The following is an 18,253-nucleotide window of genomic DNA, read 5'->3' as shown; positions in this document are numbered from 1 at the left end:
TGAACGACATGACCCAACCCCTGCCCGCCACGCGCCGCATCCCGGCGATGTTCGACGGCGCCTCGATGCGCGCCGCGCTGATCGACGCCTTCCGCAAGCTGGCGCCGCGACAGGCGCTGAAAAGCCCGATCATCGCGATCGTCCTGCTCGGCACGCTGCTGTCGGCGCTGATCACGATCGCGACGCCGGGCAATCCTGCGTTCGGCATTGCCGTCACGGTGATCCTGTTCGTGACGGTGCTGTTTGCCAACTTCGCCGAAGCCATCGCCGAAGCGCGCGGTCGCGGCCAGGCGGCCTCGCTGCGCGCGGCGCGGCGCGACCTCGTTGCGCGTCGCCTCAACGGCCGCACCCGCGCCGGCGGCGAAGTGCGCGTGGCGGCCGCGACGCTCAAGCCGGGCGATTACGTGATCGTCTCGGCCGGCGAGTTCGTGCCGGCCGACGGCGAGATCGTCGAAGGCGTCGCGACGATCAACGAAGCCGCCGTCACCGGCGAATCCGCGCCGGTGCTCCGCGAGGCCGGCACCGACCGCTCCGGCGTCATCGGCGGCACGAAGGTGCTGTCGGACGAGATTCTCGTGCAGGTGAGCGCGGAAGCCGGGCACAGCTTCCTCGATCGCATGATCGCGCTGGTCGAAGGCGCCAACCGCCAGAAGACGCCCAACGAGATCGCACTCACGATGCTGCTCGCGGCGATGACGCTGAGCTTCCTCATCGTGGTCGCGACGCTGCCGGCGCTGGCGGGCTTCGTCGGCGCGACGCTCGATCCGCTGCTGCTCATCGCGCTGCTGGTGTGCCTGATCCCGACCACCATCGGCGGCCTGTTGCCGGCCATCGGCATCGCCGGCATGAACCGCGCGCTGGCGGCGAATGTGCTGGCGAAGTCCGGCAAGGCGGTCGAAGTGGCCGGCGACGTCGACGTGCTGCTGCTCGACAAGACCGGCACGATCACCTACGGCGACCGTCAGGCGACCGCGTTCCACCCCGTCGCCGGCGTGGACGCCGAGCAGCTGCGCGATGCCGCGATGCTGTCCTCGCTCGCCGACCCGACGCCGGAAGGCAAGTCGATCGTGAAGCTCGCGCGCGAACAGGGCACCGAACTGCAGGATCCCGCGAACGCGCGCTTCGTGGCGTTCACCGCGCAGACGCGCATGTCCGGCGTGGACCTGCCGGGCGCGGACGACACGCGCGTGATCCGCAAGGGCGCGGGCGACGCCATCGAGCGCCACGTCGCGGCAATGGGCGGCATCGTCCCCGCCGAGCTTCGCGGCCGCATCGAACAGGTCGCGCGCGGCGGCGCCACGCCGCTGGTGGTGAGCGAAGGCCGGCACGTGCTCGGCGTGATCGAACTCGGCGACGTGGTGAAGCACGGCGTGAAGGAGCGCTTCGCGCGGCTGCGCGCGATGGGCATCCGCACGGTGATGATCACCGGCGACAACCCGCTCACCGCAGCGGCGATCGCGGCTGAAGCCGGCGTCGACGACTACATCGCCGAAGCGCGGCCGGAAGACAAGCTCGCCCGCATCCGCGCCGAACAGGCCGGTGGCCGGCTTATCGCGATGGTCGGCGACGGCACCAACGATGCGCCCGCACTGGCGCAGGCCGACGTCGGCCTGGCGATGAACTCCGGCACGCAGGCGGCCAAGGAAGCCGGCAACATGGTCGATCTCGACAGCGATCCGGCCAAGCTGCTCGCGGTGGTCGAAGTCGGCAAGCAGCAGCTGATCACGCGCGGCGCGCTGACGACGTTCTCGCTCGCCAACGACGTGTCGAAGTATTTCGCGATCCTCCCCGCGCTGTTCGCCTCCGCCATTCCGCAGATGGCCGCGCTGAACGTCATGGCGTTGTCGAGCCCGCGCAACGCCGTGCTGGCCGCATTGATCTTCAACGCGATCGTGATACCCGCGCTGATTCCGCTCGCGCTGAAGGGCGTGCGCTTCAAACCCGCGAGCGCCGTCGTGCTGCTGCGCCGGAACATGCTGGTGTACGGCGTGGGCGGCGTGCTGCTGCCGTTCGCCGGCATCAAGCTGATCGACATGGCGCTGGTCGCGCTGGGTTTCTGAGGCACATCACGCTAGACAGCCCCTCTCCCGCGCGCGGGAGAGGGGTTGGGGTGAGGGCCGGAGAAGCCGCCTGGCCCGCATTCGCCATCTTCCTGAAGGACACGAAATGAACACCACAGCGACCTCCATCCCTCTCACCACCCCGACACGCGCCGGCCCGACGCTGGACGACCGCACCACCCTGCGCCCCAGCCTCGCCTTCGCCGCCATCGCCCTGCTCGGCTTCGGCTTCCTCTACTCGCTCGCCGGCACCGGCATCGGGCGCGTGCTGTTTCCGTACCAGGCGACCGGCAGCCTCGTCGTGGTCGACGGCACGCCGCGCGGGTCCGCCCTGGTCGCCCAGCCCTTCGTCGATGCGCGCTACTTCCAGCCGCGCCCGTCGGCCGGCAACTACGATCCGATGGCCGCCGCCGGCAGCAACATCGCGCGCAGCAATCCCGACCTGCGCGCGCGCATGGCGACGCTGCGTCAGCAGGTCGCGCAGCGCGACGGCATCTCGCCCGATGAGGTTCCCGCCGAACTGGTGACGATGTCCGGCAGCGGCATGGACCCGCATCTGTCGCCAGCCGGCGCGCGGGTGCAGATCGCGCGGATTGCGAAAGCCCGCCGGTTGAACGAAGCCGACGTCGCCGCGCTGGTCGCCGAACATACCGAACCGGCGACGTTCGGCGCCCTTGGCGAGCCGCGCGTCAATGTGCTCGAACTGAACCTCGCGCTCGACGCGAAACGCTGACGCCCGCTTCGGCCACAATAGCCACATGACCGATTCCAGCCGCGAGCGGCAGGCCGACGCCCTGGTCGGCGAATTGCAGCGCCAGGGCGCCGGGCGGCTGACGATCTTCCTCGGCGCCGCGCCCGGCGTCGGCAAGACCTACACGATGCTGACGCGCGTGCGCGAACTGGTGCGCACCGGCACCGATGCCGTGGTCGGCGTCGCCGAGACGCACGGCCGCAGCGAGACCGCGGCACTGCTCGACGGCCTCGACGTCATCCCGCGTCGGCGCATCGACTACGCGCTGGCCGGCGGTGCGAGCCGCACGCTGGAGGAGTTCGACCTCGACGCCCTGCTCGCCCGCAAGCCCGCGCTGGCGGTGATCGACGAACTCGCCCACCGCAACGTGCCGGGCAGCCGGCACGAACGCCGCTGGCAGGACGTGATCGAACTGCTCGACGCCGGCATCGACGTCTACACCACGATCAACATCCAGCACCTGGAAAGCCTCAACGACGTCGTGCACCGCATCACCGGCGTGCGCGTGAGCGAGACCGTGCCCGACGCCGTGTTCGACCGGCTGCGCGACATCGTGCTGGTCGACCTGCCGCCGCGCGAGCTCATCGAGCGCCTGCACCAGGGCAAGGTCTACGTGCCCGAACAGGCCGCGCATGCGTTGCAGGCGTTCTTTTCGCCGAGCAATCTGACCGCGTTGCGCGAACTGGCGATGCAGACGGCGGCCGACCGCGTCGACAGCGACCTCCGCGAAGCGCAGGCCGCACGCGGCCTGCCCGGCGTGCCCGTGCGGCGCGGCGTGATGGTGGCGATCGACGGACGCGGCGCGTCGGAGTACCTCGTGCGCGTGGCAAGACGCCTCGCCGAACGCCGCGATGCACCGTGGACCGTGGTGACCGTGCAGTCGAGCGACACGCCCGAAGACGCACGCCAGCGCGAACTCGACAATGCGTTCGCGCTGGCCCGGCGCCTCGGCGGCGACGCACTGGTGCTGCACGGAAACAACATCGTCGATGCGCTGCTCGATCACGCGTCGCGTTCCGGCGCCAGCGCGATCGTGCTCGGCCGCACGCGCGAGCGGCCGCTGGCACGCATGTTCAACCGCACGCTGACGCAGCAGCTCATCCAGCGCGGCGCGCATTACGAACTGACCATCGTCAGCACGCCCGAGGCCCGCGCACGCGCGCGACGGTCCTGGCGCGACACGGGCAGCCTGCTGAGCCGCAGCGACGCAGCGCTTGCCTTCGCCGCCGCCGCGGGCGCGACGGCGCTGGCGTGGATCGCCGAACGCTGGATCGAACTTGACGACCTGTCGCTGATCTTCATCGTCGCCGTCGTGCTGGTTGCGGCGCGAACGCGCATGACGGCGGCGGTGATCGCCGCGGTGTCGTGTTTCTTCGCGTACAACTTCTTCTTCATCGAACCGCGCTTCACCTTGATGATCGGCGCGCGGCAGGGCGCGATCACGGTCGTGCTGTTCCTGGTCGCGGCGCTGGTCGCCGGGCGGCTCGCGTCGAAGCTGCGGATGCAGGTGCTCGCGCTGCGTGCGGCCAACGCGCACGCGACTGCACTGCAGACACTGGGACGGCAGCTGTCGACCGCCGGCAATGTCGGCGAGGTACTTCATGCCGGTCGCGATGCGCTGCGTCGCGCGCTCGATGCCGACGTCATGCTGCAGGCCGGCGGCCAATCGCTCCACGCCGAAGCGCTGGACGAAAAGGATCGCGCCGCCGCCGACTGGGCGATGCGCCATCGCCAGCCGTCCGGCCGCTACACCGACACGCTTGCCGGATCGGGCTGGTGGTTCCTGCCGCTGGTGCTGGGCGAGCGCGAGACCGGCGTGGTCGGGCTGCGATTGTCCGATGGCGCGGCGCGCATCGGCTCCGAACAGCGCCGGCTCGCCGAAGCGATGACCGAGGACATCGCGCAGGCGCTCGCCCGCGCGCGACTGGTCGCGGATCTGGAAGACGCCCGCGTCGGCAACGAAACCGAACGCCTGCGGTCGGCACTGCTGTCGTCGGTCTCGCACGACCTGCGCTCGCCGCTGGCCTCGATCATCGGCGCGGCGAGCAGCCTGGAGCACTACGGCCAGTCGATGGACGAACCCGACCGCCGCAGCCTGCTGGACACCATCCGCATCGAAGGCGAACGCCTCGACCGCTACATCCAGAACCTGCTCGACATGACCCGGCTGGGCCATGGTGGCCTGACGCTCAACCGCGACTGGATCGGCGTGGACGAGCTGGTCGGCTCGGCGGTCACGCGCCTGCAGCGCTACGAACCGGACGCGCGTTTCGAGGTATCGATCGCCCCCGGACTCGCGCCGATCTGGGTGCATCCGGCGCTGGTCGAACAGGCGCTGTTCAACGTACTGGAGAACGCGGCTAAGTTCTCGTCACCGGGCGATGCCGTCACGATCGAGGCGCGCATCGTAGACAACGCGCTGCGCATCGACGTGCGCGATCGCGGCCCGGGCATCCCGGAGGACGAACGCCGCCGCATCTTCGACATGTTCTACAGCGTCGAGCGTGGCGATCGCGGGCGGCAAGGCACCGGCCTGGGATTGGCGATCACGCAGGGCATGATCGGCGCGCACGGCGGCAGTGTCGAAGCGCTGCCGGGCGCGGATGGTCGCGGCACCACGATCCGGATTACCCTGCCCCGCGTGGAGCCCTGAGCCGCGAAACATCCGATGACCGAAACCACCGCCAACGCACCGCGCATCCTGGTGATCGACGACGAACCGCAGATCCGCCGGTTCCTCGACATCAGCCTGCGTGCGCAAGGTTACGTGGTGGACATGGCCGACACCGGCCAGGGCGGGCTCGAAGCGCTGGCGACGCACGGAGCCGATCTGGTCATCCTCGATCTCGGCCTGCCCGATCGCGACGGCCAGCAGGTGCTGCGCGAGTTGCGCCAGTGGTCGACGGTGCCGGTGATCCTGCTGACGGTGCGCTCGCGCGAAGCCGAGAAGGTCGCCGGGCTGGATGGCGGCGCCAACGATTACGTCACCAAACCCTTCGGCGCGCAGGAACTCATGGCTCGCGTGCGCGCCTTGCTGCGTACGCGCGTGGTGGCGAACGATACGCCGCCGGTGTTCGATGACGGCCAGCTGCACGTGGACCTCGTCCGCCGCGAGGTGACGCTCGGCGGCCAGCCGTTGGCACTCGCACGCAAGGAATACGCGCTGCTCGCGTTGCTGGTGCAGCACGCCGGCCGCGTGGTGACGCAACCGCAGATCCTTCGGGAACTATGGGGACCGACGCACGAGGGCGACACCCATTACCTGCGCATCCTTGTCGGCAAGCTGCGACAGAAGCTCGGCGACAATGCTGCCTCGCCGCGATGGATTGCCACCGAACCCGGCGTCGGCCTGCGGTTCATCGGCTGAGCGTCGGGCGTGCGGTCTCCAGCTCAAGCTCACTCGAAAAGCTGCGCTCCGCCCCGCTGATCGGGTCGACGAACGAAAGCCGCTTCGCCAGCAGCTGCAAGGGCGCCGAGTAGTCGCCGGCCTCGCGGTGCCGCACCGACGGATAGACCGGATCGTTGGCGATCGGCGCACCAAGCGCGGCCATGTGGACGCGCAGCTGGTGTTTCCGCCCGGTGACCGGCGTGAGCGCATATCGCCAGTGGTCGTCGCCGCGGGCGATGACGTCGATGTGCGTTTCGCTGTTCGCAGGCCCATCGACTTCCCGCATGCGGAAAAATGGCTTGCCGCGCTCGATGCGACTCGCGCGCATGCACGGAAATTCGACGCCCGGCAGCGGCGGCGCGATCGCCTCGTACTGCTTCCGGATGCGACGCTCGCGGAACAGCGCCTGGTAGCGCGCGCGACTGTCTGGATTGGTGGAGAACAGCACCAGCCCGGCCGTTTCGCGATCGATGCGATGCAACGGCGCAAGCGCCGCATTCCCCGTTCGCCGGATCAACCGGCCCAGCAGCGTTTCGTGCACATGCGCACCGGCCGGCGCGACGGGAAGGAAGTGCGGTTTGTCCGCCACCAGCAGGTCGTCGTCGACGTGCAGCACGACCTCGTCGAACGGAATGCGCGGCTCGTCGGCCACTTCGCGGTAGTAATGGATTTCGAGCCCGACGCGATACGGCGTTTCCGGCATCACCCATCGCCCGGCGTCGTCAAGGACGCGCCCTCGCGCCATGCGCTCGAGCCATTGCGCGCGCGGTATCGCGGGAAACCGCTCGCACAAACAATCGAGCACCGTGGGCCACGCCCCCGGCGGCAATTGCAGCGTGCTGGCGGCGAGTCCATCGATGCTGGGTGGGCGATTGCGCATGCGCGAAGTGTGTCATCCGCGACACTCCTGGTGAACCCGGTCGCCGCGATCAGGTTCGCCGCACGAGAAGCTCCACGCCATCGCTGCGGCCTGCATTGCACAATGCGCGCACCGCTGTGGGACCAGCATCCAGACAGGAGACCGGCGACATGCCAAGCCAGATGAACCATCCCGCCCGTCCCATTCGCGTTGCGCTGATCGGGTATGGCTTCGCCTCGCGAACGTTCCATGCGCCGTTGATCCGCTCCGTGCCGCGTCTGTCGCTGGCTCTGGTCGCATCGAGCCGGCCGGAAGAGGTGCGGGCTGATCTTCCTGGCATCGCGGTGGAAGGCGATCCGATGCGGGCGGTCGTCGATGCCGATGTCGACCTGGTCGTGATCGCCACGCCGAACGACACGCACTTTCCGCTCGCGCAGGCGGCGCTGCGTGCGGGCAAGCACGTGGTGGTCGACAAGCCGCTGACGCCGAATGTTCCGGAAGCGATCGAACTGCTCGGGATCGCGCAGGCCGAGGGCCGCTTGTTATCCGTCTTCCACAACCGGCGCTGGGACAGCGACTTCCTGACGGTGCGCCAGGCGATACACGAGGGGCTGGTGGGCGACGTTCGCCATTTCGAATCGCGCATCGAGCGCTTCCGGCCGCAGGTACGCGATCGCTGGCGCGAGCGACCCGGTCCCGCGACGGGTTTGTGGTGGGACCTCGGGCCGCATCTGGTTGACCAGGTGCTGTCGCTGTTCGGGTGGCCCGACCGCGTGCAGGCGAGTTTCGCTCGACAACGCGACGGCGCGACGACGGACGACTGGGCGCACGTGGTGCTGTCCTTCGGCGCGACCCGCGCGGTGTTGCAGGTCGGGATGCTCGCGGCGATTCCTGGTGCGCGCTTCGTCGTGCACGGCACGCGCGGCTCGCTGGTGAAGGCGCAACCCGACCCGCAGGAGCCGCAGCTGATCGCCGGCGTGCGACCGGGCGATGCGCAATGGGGCATCGATCCCGATCCGCTGCAGTGGCGAGGCGACGGCGATGCGCTCCAGACGCGCCCCGCGCTGCGTGGCGACCAGTCGCGTTTCTACGCGGAACTGGCCGAGGCGATCGCGGGCGATGGCCCCAATCCGGTTCCGCCCGAAGAGGCCATCCGCGTCATGGCGATACTGCAGGCGGCCGATGATTCGGCGTCGCAAGGTCGCAGCATCGCGCCGCAAGCGCCCGGCTAGTCCCGTCGATCTAGCCGTTCGCCCGGTGCCCGTAACTGAGCACGCGGGTGATGCGCCAGGCGCCGTCGCGGTTCTCCCACACGATGACGAACTCGGCGATGCCGTCGCACTTGCCGGTGTCGAACTGGCAGAAGCGATGCGTGCCCTGCTCGATCGCGCCGTAATTGCTGATCGGAAACACCTTCAGCGTGCCGGGCACGAGTTCGCGGCGAAAGTGTCCGCACACGTACTTCTGCGTGTTCTCGATCATTTCCCGCCGCGACCACGTGACGCCGCCGGCGTCGTGGTAGAACTCCACGTCGGGCGCGAAGAAGCTGGCGTGTTTTTCCAGCTGCACCGGCTTGCTGCAGGTGTTGAAGGCGTCGAACACCGCGGTATCGAGTGCCGCCACCGTGCGCGTCAGCGCTGCCTGTTGCGACTGGTCGTCCTGCGCGAGGGCCGCGCCCGGCCCCGCCATCGCGGCAAGAACGACCGCCGCCGACATGAACTTCTTCATGTGCTGCTTCCCTGGATTCGGTTGAGGTTGCGTGGGTCCATCGCCGCGCCCGGCTTTGCCGCTGCCTTACGCGGCGGCCGCCTGCGGACGCCAGCCGAGCAGCCGGGCCGGCAGCATCAGCAGTGCATGCAGGAAGGCGAACAGCGCGGAAAACGTGATGCCTACGAGCCGGAACGGCAGGCACAGCAGCCACACCAGCGGCCACAGCACCAGCGCCAGCAGCGCGAGCGGCCAGCACAGCACCAGCAGCAGGCACCAGCCCAGCAGGAGGATCAGCGTCTTCATGGCGACTCACGCAGCGATGCCGGACATCCGGCGAGCGTCAGGCTGCGACCAGCGCCAGCGACCGGCAACCGCCCTGCGACGAACCGGGGAATACGCCGACGGAACGGGGAGCCGGCGCGACAGCCGAGGGCCGACGACACCGGGAGCAGCGGGATACGCGCGGCCCGGCCGTGCGAGTGGGGATGGCGCCGCTTCACGGTGAGGCCACGACCCGCCCTCGACAATCGCGCGAGCTGGTAAGCATGGAGGCTTCGCATGTCAGCTCGGGCCGCAGGACGCGCTGTTCGCCTACTTCCGCCAGACACGCTGGCCGCCACGATCCGGCGCGCGCTGCATTCGCGCTGGACCCTGGCGTGGTTGCTCGGACTTCCCTGCGCCTACGGCGCCTCGTGCGAGGCGCAACAGGTCATGGCCAACGGGGCGACCCGCACCGCGAGCGGGACCATCAACACCGGCACGGCGGGAGTTCCGGCCGGCTACGCGCTCTACGCGTTGAACGGCGGCCGCATCGAAAGCGTCTCCGCGCTGACGCTCATCACCGGAGGTCCAACGGCATACGCCGCCTACGCGACCGCCGCCGGCACGATCCAGATCTTCAGCGGCTCGACGATCACGACCACCGGCTCGCTGGCTTCGGCGATATACGCCACCGGCATCGGAAGTTCGGTAACGGCGGCCGACACGCGTATCTCCACCAGTGGCTCGACTGGCCGCGCCGTACATGCGCAGAGCGGAGCCACCGTATCGCTCACGGGCGGTTCGGTCACCACCACCGGCGCGCAGGCGCCCGGTCTGTTCGCCTTCCTGGGCGATGCGTCCATCGTCGCGAACAACGTCGTCATCCAGACCTTGGGCAGCGGCGCCAATGGCGTGGAAGCGAACGTGGCCGGCCACATCACCCTGGGCGGCGGTTCGATCACGACCAACACGGCCAGCTCGCACGGGATCCTGACCATCGACCCGAACGCGACGGTCGATGCGACCGGAACCCAGGTGCTGACGCGCGGCACCGATGCGTTCGGCGTACACGCACAGGTCGGACGCGTGGGCCTGACCAATACGGCGGTCACCACCTCCAACGATCGCTCGATCGGCGTGCGCGTCGACAACCGCGAGCAACCTCACCATGACGGGCGGCTCCATCAACACGGCAGGAGTCTCGGCGTTCGGCGTGTTGTCGATCGCAGGCAGTACTACAAGCCTGAGCCAGGTCGCGATCACCACCAGCGGCACCAGCGGCATCGGCGCGACCTCGCAGTTCGGCGGCCGCCTCACGCTTGCCGGCGGCAGCATCACGACGACCGGTGCGTCCGGCACCGGCCTGTTCTCGGTGGGATTGTTGACCGCGCCCGCTCCGCCGCCGACGACGACGCTGCACGTGAGTCCGGACGATCCGGGAACGCAGGCACCGGGGGCGACGGGCGCCTCGCTGATCGCCAGCGGGCTTACCGTGAGCACGTCCGGCGCCAGCGCATACGGCGCCGTGGTGCGCGGCGCCAGCAGCATGCAACTGACCGACAGCAGCGTGACGACGACCGGAACGGGCGCGAACGCGCTGTTCGCATCGGCCTATGACGTCGGCACCAGCCTGGTTACGGTCGACCACAGCACGCTCGCGTCGAGCCAGGCCGCCGCGATCCGCGTCTCCGGCACGTCGCTGCGCGTCGGCGCGTCGCGTGGAAGCACCCTCACCGGCAACGGCACGCTGGCCGAGATCGTAAGCGCCGGGACCACGCCGGGCTCGCTCGAACTCAACGTGGACGCCTCCACCGTCAATGGCGCCGTGGTCACCAGCGCGGGCACGTCCGCCGTCAACCTGCGCAATGCCAGCACCTGGAACATCAGCGGCAGCTCCAATGTCACCACGGTGCTCAACAGCGCCAGCCTCATCGCGTTCGCGGCGCCGGTGTCGGGAAATTTCGGCGTGCTCGCCGCCGGCAACTACACCGGCGCGGGCGGATCGCTCCTGCTCAACGCGACGCTCGCGGGCGACGATTCGCCGGCGGACCGGCTCGCGATCTTCGGCGGGCAGGCCTCCGGGGATACCGCGCTCACGGTCGCCAACGCAGGGGGCGAAGGCGATCTCACCGTCGACGACGGCATCCTGCTGGTCTACACGCTCAACGGCGGCACCACTGCCGTGGGCAGTTTCACGCTGGCGCAGCCGGTGATCGCCGGACCATACGAGTACGCGCTATTCCGCGGCAGTCGCGACGGCGCCGCGCCGGACAACTGGTATCTGCGTTCAGAGTACGTGCCGCCGCCTCCACCGCCGGATCCTCCGGTGCCGCCTCCACCGCCGGATCCTCCGACGCCACCGCCGGATCCTCCGCCGACACCACCGGCACCGCCACCGCCCCCGCCGCCGGATCCGACACCCGACCCTCCGTCGCCGCTTCCGCCGCCCGTCCCCAACTATCGGGTCGAAGTGTCGACCTACGCCGCGCTGCCGGCGATGGGCGTCCACTACGGTCGCGAGGTGATCGGCACGCTGCACGAACGGGTGGGCGACGAGCGCAAGGCTCCGCACGACGACGCATCACGATCCGCTTTCGATGGCGGATGGGCGCGCGTGATCGGCCAGTCGGGTTCGTACGAAGGTCGCGGAGTGACGAGCAACCAGGGCCCGCACCTCGATTTCGACGTCGCGGCGCTGCAGGGCGGCGTGGACCTGTGGCATCAGGATCGCGCGGACGGCGCACGCGATTTCGTCGGCGCCTACATCGCCCACGGCCGCATCAAGGGCGACGTCACGCACTTCACCGGCATCCGTGCCGGCAAGGACGAAATAGAGGCCAGCACGCTCGGGGCTTACTGGACCCACTTCGGCGCGACGGGCTGGTACGTCGACGCCGTGCTGCAAGGGTCGTGGTACGACGCCAGCGCGGTGTCGTTCCGGGCGGTCGAACTGGACATCGATGGCGACGGCTTCGGCTGGGGCGCATCGGTCGAGTTCGGGTATCCCTTCGCCACGGCGACCTGGCTCGTCGAACCCCAGTTCCAGGTGATCTACCAGGCTGTCGACGATGAAAACGGACGCGACGTGGCCGCCGAAGTGTCCTTCCGTGACGTCACCTCGCTGACGGCCCGACTGGGCGTGCGCGCGGCGCGGGACTGGACGCTGGCGCCCGACGACCACGGCCGTGCGCGGGGACTGGGCGCGTGGCTTCGCCTGAACGTCTGGCGCGAATTCGAAGATTCGGCGACCACCGAATTCTCCTCCGCCACCCGCACGGTGCCGTTCCGCGCCGAGCTGGACGGCGAGTGGGTCGAATTCGCTGCCGGAATGAACCTGCAGCTCACCGGCGTATCGACGTTGTACGCGAACCTCGGTTACCAGTCCGGATTCGACGGACGCTACGACGCCGTCGAAGCGAGTTTGGGCCTGCGCTGGAACTGGTAATGCGCCGGGCTCAGCGGATCGACAGCGTGATCGTGTACGGCACCTTCTCGCCGCGCCGGGCCGAGGCGCGCATCTGGTAGACCTGCACGGTGTACGTGCCGGTCTTCGGCAGCTTGCCGGTCCATCCGCGATCAGCGTTGGAGCCCAGCGCGGTCGCCGTGCCCGGCGCGTCGCCCGGCGCGAAGACGTTGAAGTTCGCGTTACTGCTGCCGGCCAGCGTTACCGTCATCGTCTGGCCCGCGCGCGCATCGAGCGTGTAGTGCACCGAGTCGTAGCCCGCGAAGCTGCCTTTCATCGTCGCGCTGCTCGCGCCCTTGGCGAACTTGACCGGAACCGTCGTGACCTTGTCGGCCGCTACGGCCAATGTCGCGCCGAAGGCGAAGGCGATGGACAGCGCGAGGGTGTGGACCGGCTTCATGGCATGGCTCCTTGTTTGAGGCTCAGGATTCGGGATCGAACATGATCTCGCGCACTTCCTGCGCGCAACGACACGATTCGGCGATCTTCGCCGCCCATCGCAACGCGTCCTCGCGCGACGCCACTTCGAGGATCGAGAACCCGCCGATGACGGCCTTCGTTTCCGGCCACGCACCGTCGGAAACCGAGCCATCCGGTGCGACGACTGACGCCTGCTGGCTCATGATTCCACCGCCGAAGATCCACACGCCGGCGGCCTTCGCTTCGCGTACCACGGCATGCGAGGCCTCGGACACGGCTGGCAGGTCTTCCTCGGGGAACGTCATCCATCCGTCGTCGAACGAGATCAGGTATCGCGGCATCGTTCCCTCTCCTGCGTTGCGTGATCGTAAGTACGTCTAGCCTGCCGCCCCCTGGTGCAGCGTGAGCCATTCGCGTGGCGACGAACCGGTGCGCCGGCGGAACGCGCGCGAAAGCGATGGCGCATCCGCGAAGCCAAGGTCCAGCGCTACCTGCTTCACCGATCGCCCTGCGCGCAGCAGCGACGTGGCGACGTTGAGCTTCCAGTCCAGCGAATACGCCGCGGGCGTGGTTCCGGTCGCGGCCTTGAACGCCGCGGCGAACGCGCTGCGCGACATGCCGGCGCTGGCGGCCATGCGTTCGAGCGTCCAGTCGGCATCGGGCGCCTGGTGCACGGCGATGAGCGCCTTCGCGAGTCGCGGATCCGACAGCCCCATCATCATGCCCTGCGACACGTGCGCGCCCTCGGGATGATCGAGGATCCACCGCAGCACCTGGATCAGCACCACCTCGAACAGGCGATTGACGAGCAGTCGCGAACCGCAGCGCACCTGGTCGGATTCGGCGAACAGCAGGCCGAGCGTGGCTTCGAGTCCGTCGATCTTCCCCAGCGGCAGCGCGATGAGGTCGGGCAGCGACTGCACGATCGGATTGCGCGCCCCGCCGTCGAAATCCAGCGTCGCGCAGGTGAAGTCCGAGCCGTCGACGGGTGGATTGACGAATTCGTGGTGCACCGCGCGCGGGAACAGCAGCAGCGTCGGCTCGCACAGGTGCGTGCGTGCCCTGTGCGGCCCCTGCCCGTGCAGCAGTTCCATCTCGCCCCGGCGCAGCACATGCAGGAAGCCGCGACCGGGCTTCGCATCGAAGACCTGATGTCCGCACAGCGGGCCGGAATGGAAGAGCGAGGCCTGCACGCGAAAGCGCTCGAGCACCGGCGTGAGGCGGTCGATGGACGCGGCGCCCTCGCTCACGGGTGGTGCGGGAGGCTCGGACGAATTGCCATCTTTCAGCGACATATCGCCACCAATCGTCCCGGACGGGTTCCTAGTATGCCCGTCAACCGGCCACTCCGGTCGGTCCAACCAGGAACCCCGCCATGTCCCGCATTCCCCTCGTCAATCCGAAAGACAGCACCGGCGAACGCCAGCAGATCCTCGGCCAGATCCACTCGGCGTTCGGCGCCACGCCGAACATGTTCCGCGCCGTCGCCAACTCCACCGCCGCGCTCAAGAGCATGTGGGGCTCGTTCGGCGCACTCGGTGACGGCGTCATCGCGCCGAAGCTCGGCGAGCAGATCGCCGTCGCCATCGCCAACCGCAACGCCTGCGAGTACTGCCTCGCCGCGCACACCGCGCTGGGCCGCAAGGCCGGCGCGAGCGGCGACGAAATGAGCGCCGCCCAGGACGGCCAGTCGCAGGATCCGAAGACGGCCGCCGCGCTGCGCTTCGCCCTGCGCGTAGTGGAAGGTCGCGGCCAGATCGAAACGGCCGACGTCGAAGCGCTGCGCGGCGAGGGTTTCAACGACGAGGAAATCGTCGAGATCCTCGCGCACGTCGCGCTGAACCTGTTCACCAACTACGTCAACGTCGCCTTCGCCGTTCCGGTCGATTTCCCCGGCGTGAAGCTGCGTTGATGCGATGCGGGCCGCTGGCCGGGAGCTCTCCCGGCCAGCCACGCGGAGAGCTCACCATGACCACAACCTACGTTCCCATCGATTGCGAATTCCACGACGTGCTGGAAGCGGCGGCAACGCTTCGGCGGATCGTGGCGATCAACCATCTCGATGACGAAGGAAACCGGCGCCTCGTCGATGCACGCATCGCCGACCTGTTTGCACGCGACGGCGCGGAGTACATGCGCCTGGACGACGGCAGCCTCATCCGGCTCGACCGGATCGTGAGCATCGACGACGCCCAGCGCAGCGCATTCGAGCGAGCCCCTGCCTGACCCGTGCATCGACGTTCGCCGCACGCTGCGGACCGTCCCGCGCGAAGAAGGCGTCAAGGAGCACCCTCTCCACCTGCGGAAACACACCCCCGTAACCACGACGCGTGTATTCGTACCTGTGCACCATGCCGATCACATAGCGGCATAGCCCTGGGCCTCCGTGCAGCTCCGCACGAGAAGGCCACCATGAATCTTCCTGCTTCATCGTCCAACCTGGACGAAGCACACGACACGTCCGCCGATCACGAACGGCTCGCCATCGCAATGGCCGAACGCCGGCAACTGGCACGGATGTTGGCCGCATCGCTCGACGAACTCCGCAGCAGCCTCGATCGTCGCCACGCGGGCGTGGACGCGTTCAAATCGCTCGAATTGGCCCACGCGAAGCTTCCTTCGCGTTGAGGGCCGCATCTTCGACGTCGTCGAGGAGTTTGGCTTCCTGCGCGTCGACCTCGTCCTCGCCGCGTTCGCGCGGACGGGCCAGGCCTGCACGCTCGACCGCCATCGCAAGGCGTTGTTCCGCACCGGATGCATACGCGTTGAGTTGCCACGCGATGACGACCGATTGCGCGATCGTGGACCGCAATGCGGCCACGGTGTGGGTCAGGTCGGTGCGACGTCGCCGGTTCTCTTCGGCGACGGCGCATAGTCGGAACACTTCGGGACCACCGGGCTCGGCCATGGCCGGATCGTACCCGGCGAAGGTGAAGGCGACGTCGTCCACTGCGCGCCCCTCGCGATGGGCCGGAGGCGTCGGCCGGCTTACGTCATCTGGCCGGACGGGGCTTCGCCACACGCACCCACGGCACAAGTCCGCGCAACCATGCCGGTCGGGATGAAAGCGCGAACGCGATCGCGAGCGCCGACGCGGCCAGCGTCATCACCCAGACCAGCGATGCCATGGATGCGTGATCGACCGCGAGGCACAGCGCCAACGCGACCAGCAATCCCGACGCGCCCATCCATCGCAGCGCACGCCCGCTGACGGGCGACACGACATCGCCCCAGACCTGCTGCGCGTGCACCGGCATCGACAGCGCGAGCCAGCCCATGCCGGCGATGGCACTCGCGAACGCGGCCGACAACAGGCATGCGGAGAACATCGCATCAGACATGCGCCGGCTCCGTGTCGATGCGCGGCTGCGCGACGGCGGCATTCTTCGTGAGCTTGCGCGCCGTCATGGCCGCGACGGTCGCGCCGAACAGCAGGAACAGGTCCACGCCCGCCACCGGCCAGTAACCGGCCGTCAGCGTCTTCAGCAGATGGTCGCCGGTGGTGATCCAGTTCAGCGCGACCGCGCCCACTGCGAGCATGGCGATCGCCCAACACTGCTCGCGCCATGCGGGATTCGCCCTGCCCTGCGCGACCGGCGCGCTGCGCAGGCCAGCGTGCACGAAGGCGAGCGCCCACGTGCCCCAGAACGCGTAGCGTTCGAAATCGCCGCGACCCGGCAGCGTTTCCGGCAGCAACCGGTTCGCGACGAGGATGCCCAGCGCCGCCAGCACCATGCCCGTGACCGTGGTGACGGCGAGCGCGTCGACGATGCGCGCTCCCTGGCTGCCTTGCTGTGCGTGCTGGCGCTTGCGCTTCTCGACGAAGAAAACGAAGCCGGTCGCGATGCACACCGCGCCCGCCAGACCGCCGAGCACGTACAGCCAGCGCAGCAGCCAGTGGCGGAAGTGCTGCAGGTGCAGGCCGGTGAGGAACTCGCTGACGCGGCCGACGGCGCTCGCCGGTGGATCTTCGCGAATCAGCTCGCCGGTGGATGCCTTGAAGTGGATGCCGTCGCCGACCAGCGCGATTCGGTCGGTGCCTGCGCGGTAGACGCTGACGTAGCCGTTCGCATCGCCCACGTGCTGCAGCACGAGGAAGCCGACGTCGCCTGCCTTGTCCTTTGCCTGCCAGCGACGCTGCGCCTCGGCGACCATGTCGTCGACCGACGCCAGGCCGGCGGCAACGCCCGCGCGTTCGTGCGGCAGGCCGGTTTCGTTCGCTTCGATCTGGGCGTGCAACTCGTGCAGGTCGTGCAGCTGCGTGTGACCCACCGGGAAGTAGTACGTGCCGGCGAAGATCACCAGTCCGGTGAACGCGAAGAAGAAATGGAACGGCAGCGCGACTACGCCGGTGAGGTTGTGCAGGTCGAGCACGCTGCGCAGCCGCGCCTTGTCGGGGCGGAAGGTGAAGAACTCGCGGAAGATCTTGCGATGCATCACCACGCCGCTCACGAGCGCGGCCAGCATCACCAGCGCGGAAAACCCGACGATCCAGAAGCCGAGGTTCTTCCAGTCCAGCGTCAGGCTGTAATGCATCGGATAGAAGAACTCGCTGCCGATCTTCAGCTGGTCGTTCGACAGCACGCGGCCATCGCGCGGATCGATGGTGCCGTAGGCCCAGATCGCCTCTTCCGGATCCTTCGCGTTCGGCACCTCATAGCCGGCATACAGCGCCAGCACCGGATCGCGGTGCGTCGTGTAGGCGCTCCAGCTGACGACGGTGTCGAAACGCTGCGGCATGTCGCCGTTCACGCGCGGGCGCATGGCGTCCACGGCGTCCCTCGTGGGCTGCATGCGCTCGAACGCGGGCCTGAGCACCTTGTCGTACGACGGCATGGGCTGCGGCTCGAAGCGCGTCGCCGGGTTCGACCAGCGATCGATCTCGCGATCGAACACCGACAACGCGCCGAAGAAGAACGCCGCCATCAGCACGAAGCCGAGCACCAGCCCGAACCAGGTGTGCAGCCACGCCATCGATTGCCGGAAGCTGTTGAGCATGACGCGTCCTCCTCAGACCAGCATCGACTGCACGAGCGACGCCGCAACGGCCATCGCCGCGCCGCCGAGCAGCAGCACCGACCACACCACCGCGAGCCTGCGCGCCGCGATCGCCCACAGGAACACGACGAGATAGCCGACCAGGCCGATGACGGCACCGCTGAACTCGGCATCGTGGAAGTCCAGCTGCGCCGCGAACAGCAGTGCGGTGGTCAACGCCACCAGACCCCACGCGAAGGCGTAGCCGCCGAGCACCGCGGCGCATACGCGCGAGGCGATGCGCAGCCGGGGCGCGAAGGAAGATGCAGATGCGGCGGTCGTGCCGGACATGGCGATGGCTCCG

Annotated in this window: 19 protein-coding genes; 8 read left to right on the top strand and 11 right to left on the bottom strand. The window is 68.8% G+C overall.

Annotated elements, in window-relative coordinates; translation table 11 throughout:
* Positions 1 to 8 precede the first annotated feature (8 nt).
* The 4 genes from kdpB to GOY17_RS08740 all read left to right on the top strand — a co-directional run bounded on the left by kdpB (position 9) and on the right by GOY17_RS08740 (position 6,178).
* Entirely contained in the window at positions 9 to 2,060 is a 2,052-nt protein-coding gene (kdpB, locus tag GOY17_RS08755; protein ID WP_157030082.1) for a potassium-transporting ATPase subunit KdpB, read from the top strand.
* Positions 2,061 to 2,166: 106 nt separating this feature from the next.
* A complete protein-coding gene (gene kdpC / locus GOY17_RS08750; protein WP_157030081.1) occupies positions 2,167 to 2,793 on the top strand; it encodes a potassium-transporting ATPase subunit KdpC in 627 nt (208 codons plus the stop codon).
* Between the two features lie 25 nt (positions 2,794 to 2,818).
* On the top strand, positions 2,819 to 5,464 hold the full coding sequence (locus GOY17_RS08745; protein WP_157030080.1) for an ATP-binding protein: 2,646 nt from the start codon (positions 2,819 to 2,821) through the stop codon (positions 5,462 to 5,464).
* A gap of 15 nt (positions 5,465 to 5,479) precedes the next feature.
* Entirely contained in the window at positions 5,480 to 6,178 is a 699-nt protein-coding gene (locus GOY17_RS08740; RefSeq protein ID WP_157030079.1) for a response regulator, read from the top strand.
* On the opposite strand, the gene GOY17_RS08735 is transcribed toward GOY17_RS08740, so the two are convergent.
* The gene (locus tag GOY17_RS08735) at positions 6,168 to 7,079 is read right to left on the bottom strand and encodes a pseudouridine synthase (RefSeq protein ID WP_157030078.1); all 912 of its coding nucleotides are present in this window, start codon (positions 7,077 to 7,079) and stop codon (positions 6,168 to 6,170) included. The two genes, GOY17_RS08740 and GOY17_RS08735, sit on opposite strands and share 11 nt — an antisense overlap.
* Before the next feature lie 149 nt (positions 7,080 to 7,228).
* Between GOY17_RS08735 and GOY17_RS08730 the strand changes: the two genes are divergently transcribed.
* A complete protein-coding gene (locus GOY17_RS08730) occupies positions 7,229 to 8,290 on the top strand; it encodes an oxidoreductase (protein ID WP_232338567.1) in 1,062 nt (353 codons plus the stop codon).
* A 10-nt stretch (positions 8,291 to 8,300) separates the two neighbouring features.
* Here the strand turns inward: GOY17_RS08730 and GOY17_RS08725 are convergent, their stop codons facing one another.
* From GOY17_RS08725 to GOY17_RS08715, 3 genes are all read right to left on the bottom strand, one after another.
* The gene (locus GOY17_RS08725) at positions 8,301 to 8,786 is read right to left on the bottom strand and encodes a nuclear transport factor 2 family protein (protein ID WP_157030077.1); all 486 of its coding nucleotides are present in this window, start codon (positions 8,784 to 8,786) and stop codon (positions 8,301 to 8,303) included.
* Positions 8,787 to 8,852: 66 nt separating this feature from the next.
* Positions 8,853 to 9,071, bottom strand: coding sequence for a hypothetical protein (locus GOY17_RS08720; RefSeq protein ID WP_115842145.1), 219 nt, complete (start codon positions 9,069 to 9,071; stop codon positions 8,853 to 8,855).
* Positions 9,072 to 9,634: 563 nt separating this feature from the next.
* Positions 9,635 to 10,180, bottom strand: coding sequence for a hypothetical protein (locus tag GOY17_RS08715; protein WP_157030076.1), 546 nt, complete (start codon positions 10,178 to 10,180; stop codon positions 9,635 to 9,637).
* A gap of 17 nt (positions 10,181 to 10,197) precedes the next feature.
* On the opposite strand from GOY17_RS08715, the gene GOY17_RS08710 reads away from it, so the two are divergent.
* Positions 10,198 to 12,474 (top strand): autotransporter family protein, encoded by a 2,277-nt coding sequence (locus tag GOY17_RS08710; protein ID WP_157030075.1) that lies wholly within the window; start codon positions 10,198 to 10,200, stop codon positions 12,472 to 12,474.
* Positions 12,475 to 12,484: 10 nt separating this feature from the next.
* Here the strand turns inward: GOY17_RS08710 and GOY17_RS08705 are convergent, their stop codons facing one another.
* Genes GOY17_RS08705 through GOY17_RS08695 form a run of 3 tightly spaced genes read right to left on the bottom strand, consistent with a single transcriptional unit; the run spans position 12,485 to position 14,162 of the window.
* Entirely contained in the window at positions 12,485 to 12,892 is a 408-nt protein-coding gene (locus GOY17_RS08705) for a pre-peptidase C-terminal domain-containing protein (RefSeq protein ID WP_198173869.1), read from the bottom strand.
* 22 nt (positions 12,893 to 12,914) lie between these two features.
* Complete coding sequence (locus GOY17_RS08700) at positions 12,915 to 13,253, bottom strand: YciI family protein (protein ID WP_157030074.1); 339 nt, start codon at positions 13,251 to 13,253, stop codon at positions 12,915 to 12,917.
* Between the two features lie 36 nt (positions 13,254 to 13,289).
* Positions 13,290 to 14,162, bottom strand: a complete 873-nt coding sequence (locus tag GOY17_RS08695) for an AraC family transcriptional regulator (protein ID WP_232338566.1) — start codon at positions 14,160 to 14,162, stop codon at positions 13,290 to 13,292.
* Between the two features lie 125 nt (positions 14,163 to 14,287).
* Between GOY17_RS08695 and GOY17_RS08690 the strand changes: the two genes are divergently transcribed.
* Both GOY17_RS08690 and GOY17_RS08685 read left to right on the top strand, forming a co-directional pair.
* Positions 14,288 to 14,824: a carboxymuconolactone decarboxylase family protein gene (locus GOY17_RS08690; protein ID WP_157030072.1), complete on the top strand. Its 537-nt coding sequence runs from the start codon at positions 14,288 to 14,290 to the stop codon at positions 14,822 to 14,824.
* Positions 14,825 to 14,880: 56 nt separating this feature from the next.
* The gene (locus tag GOY17_RS08685) at positions 14,881 to 15,138 is read left to right on the top strand and encodes a hypothetical protein (RefSeq protein ID WP_157030071.1); all 258 of its coding nucleotides are present in this window, start codon (positions 14,881 to 14,883) and stop codon (positions 15,136 to 15,138) included.
* Positions 15,139 to 15,496: 358 nt separating this feature from the next.
* On the opposite strand, the gene GOY17_RS08680 is transcribed toward GOY17_RS08685, so the two are convergent.
* Genes GOY17_RS08680 through GOY17_RS08665 form a run of 4 tightly spaced genes read right to left on the bottom strand, consistent with a single transcriptional unit; the run spans position 15,497 to position 18,240 of the window.
* Positions 15,497 to 15,862, bottom strand: coding sequence for a hypothetical protein (locus GOY17_RS08680; protein ID WP_157030070.1), 366 nt, complete (start codon positions 15,860 to 15,862; stop codon positions 15,497 to 15,499).
* A 43-nt stretch (positions 15,863 to 15,905) separates the two neighbouring features.
* Positions 15,906 to 16,253, bottom strand: coding sequence for a DUF3325 domain-containing protein (locus GOY17_RS08675; protein WP_157030069.1), 348 nt, complete (start codon positions 16,251 to 16,253; stop codon positions 15,906 to 15,908).
* The gene (locus GOY17_RS08670; protein WP_157030068.1) at positions 16,246 to 17,910 is read right to left on the bottom strand and encodes a PepSY-associated TM helix domain-containing protein; all 1,665 of its coding nucleotides are present in this window, start codon (positions 17,908 to 17,910) and stop codon (positions 16,246 to 16,248) included. Before GOY17_RS08670 ends, GOY17_RS08675 begins: the two co-directional genes overlap by 8 nt.
* Positions 17,911 to 17,922: 12 nt before the next feature.
* Entirely contained in the window at positions 17,923 to 18,240 is a 318-nt protein-coding gene (locus GOY17_RS08665) for an iron uptake protein (protein WP_157030067.1), read from the bottom strand.
* Positions 18,241 to 18,253 lie beyond the last annotated feature (13 nt).

Origin of the sequence: Lysobacter soli, assembly GCF_009755585.1 — a bacterium.
Taxonomy (GTDB): Bacteria; Pseudomonadota; Gammaproteobacteria; order Xanthomonadales; family Xanthomonadaceae; genus Lysobacter_J; species Lysobacter_J soli.
This window is presented reverse-complemented; position numbering and strand designations above follow the sequence as displayed.

What these genes read in the sequence shown, in the direction of transcription:
- kdpB (WP_157030082.1), top strand. Translation starts at nt 9, where the DNA reads ATGACCCAACCCCTGCCCGCCACGCGCCGCATCCCGGCGATGTTCGAC.
- kdpC (WP_157030081.1), top strand. Translation starts at nt 2,167, where the DNA reads ATGAACACCACAGCGACCTCCATCCCTCTCACCACCCCGACACGCGCC.
- GOY17_RS08745 (WP_157030080.1), top strand. Translation starts at nt 2,819, where the DNA reads ATGACCGATTCCAGCCGCGAGCGGCAGGCCGACGCCCTGGTCGGCGAA.
- GOY17_RS08740 (WP_157030079.1), top strand. Translation starts at nt 5,480, where the DNA reads ATGACCGAAACCACCGCCAACGCACCGCGCATCCTGGTGATCGACGAC.
- GOY17_RS08735 (WP_157030078.1), bottom strand. Translation starts at nt 7,079, where the DNA reads ATGCGCAATCGCCCACCCAGCATCGATGGACTCGCCGCCAGCACGCTG.
- GOY17_RS08730 (WP_232338567.1), top strand. Translation starts at nt 7,229, where the DNA reads ATGCCAAGCCAGATGAACCATCCCGCCCGTCCCATTCGCGTTGCGCTG.
- GOY17_RS08725 (WP_157030077.1), bottom strand. Translation starts at nt 8,786, where the DNA reads ATGAAGAAGTTCATGTCGGCGGCGGTCGTTCTTGCCGCGATGGCGGGG.
- GOY17_RS08720 (WP_115842145.1), bottom strand. Translation starts at nt 9,071, where the DNA reads ATGAAGACGCTGATCCTCCTGCTGGGCTGGTGCCTGCTGCTGGTGCTG.
- GOY17_RS08710 (WP_157030075.1), top strand. Translation starts at nt 10,198, where the DNA reads ATGACGGGCGGCTCCATCAACACGGCAGGAGTCTCGGCGTTCGGCGTG.
- GOY17_RS08705 (WP_198173869.1), bottom strand. Translation starts at nt 12,892, where the DNA reads ATGAAGCCGGTCCACACCCTCGCGCTGTCCATCGCCTTCGCCTTCGGC.
- GOY17_RS08700 (WP_157030074.1), bottom strand. Translation starts at nt 13,253, where the DNA reads ATGCCGCGATACCTGATCTCGTTCGACGACGGATGGATGACGTTCCCC.
- GOY17_RS08690 (WP_157030072.1), top strand. Translation starts at nt 14,288, where the DNA reads ATGTCCCGCATTCCCCTCGTCAATCCGAAAGACAGCACCGGCGAACGC.
- GOY17_RS08685 (WP_157030071.1), top strand. Translation starts at nt 14,881, where the DNA reads ATGACCACAACCTACGTTCCCATCGATTGCGAATTCCACGACGTGCTG.
- GOY17_RS08675 (WP_157030069.1), bottom strand. Translation starts at nt 16,253, where the DNA reads ATGTCTGATGCGATGTTCTCCGCATGCCTGTTGTCGGCCGCGTTCGCG.
- GOY17_RS08670 (WP_157030068.1), bottom strand. Translation starts at nt 17,910, where the DNA reads ATGCTCAACAGCTTCCGGCAATCGATGGCGTGGCTGCACACCTGGTTC.
- GOY17_RS08665 (WP_157030067.1), bottom strand. Translation starts at nt 18,240, where the DNA reads ATGTCCGGCACGACCGCCGCATCTGCATCTTCCTTCGCGCCCCGGCTG.